At 46.4% G+C, this 1107-nt stretch carries 1 protein-coding gene and 1 pseudogene; both read left to right on the top strand.

Features of this window, described 5'->3' with window-relative positions:
* Positions 1 to 122: pseudogene (locus R7P35_RS25815) on the top strand (3'-5' exonuclease); the annotation flags it as partial.
* Between the two features lie 188 nt (positions 123 to 310).
* On the top strand, positions 311 to 1107 hold a 797-nt coding region (locus tag R7P35_RS25810), incomplete at its 3' end, for a BCCT family transporter (RefSeq protein ID WP_318093302.1).

Below are 1107 nucleotides of genomic sequence, written 5' to 3'. Positions count from 1 at the left end.
GTCTGCCTGCTTATCAACCGCATCACGCATTAACGGATGCATTGGCGACGGCAGAGTTGTTTCAAGCTCAGTTGCAATATCACTTTAACCGAGACATGCCAATTTCTGCTATTTGGCAATAAAAGTTATTTACCTTAAACACAAAAACATCAAATGAACGATGGAGGTGTTTCCTTTTAAGATGCTAATGAGGGCTACTACTTTAAGAAAATACATATACTTAAACTTGTGCTTGGTGATGTGAACTAATCATCACTCAAACTCCTACAAAGTATTTAAATTTGGTCACGTATTGTTAAGGAGATTATTCGTGAGCACCGACAATAATGGTGGGATTAAACGTCCCGATGGAAAGGTAAACGCGATAGATACTGACTATCAGATTGGTCAGGATAACGTTGCGTTAAAAGTCGGCCCATTCGGCTTAGACATTCACAACCGAGTTTTCGCAATTTCTGGGATGGCTATCGTCCTCTTTGTTGTGGCAACGCTAACTTTTCGCCAACAAGTTGAACCCTTTTTCGCTGGCTTACGTGCTTGGCTAGTATCCAATCTTGACTGGTTCTTTCTTGCTTCTGGCAACGTATTTGTCATTGTCTGCTTGGTCTTGATTGTGACACCGCTTGGCCGAGTTCGAATTGGTGGTACTGAAGCGACACCAGATTACTCTTATGCAGGCTGGCTAGCGATGTTGTTCGCAGCCGGTATGGGCATCGGATTAGTGTTTTTTGGTGTGTCTGAGCCAATGTCGCACTTCAGCTCTGCACTTGGCGGCGTGAACATTGAAAATGGTGTGCGCACCGACTGGGCACCACTTGGTGGTGCGGTTGGTGATACAGATGCTGCATCTGCACTTGGTATGGCTGCGACCATTTACCACTGGGCACTTCACCCTTGGTCGATTTATGCGTTGTTGGCCCTTGGCTTAGCGATTTTTTCGTTCAACAAAGGGTTGCCACTGACCATGCGTTCCATCTTCTACCCGCTGTTTGGCGAACGAGTTTGGGGCTGGGTAGGGCACATTATCGACATTCTTGCGGTTGTTGCGACGGTATTTGGTCTGGCGACATCGCTCGGCTATGGCGCTTCGCAAGCAGCAACAGGTTT

The sequence above is a fragment of the Vibrio sp. Vb0304 genome (assembly GCF_033338995.1).
Lineage (GTDB): Bacteria > Pseudomonadota > Gammaproteobacteria > Enterobacterales > Vibrionaceae > Vibrio > Vibrio alginolyticus.
The sequence above is the reverse complement of the archived record's forward strand: the minus strand, read 5'-3'. Positions and strand labels throughout refer to the sequence as shown.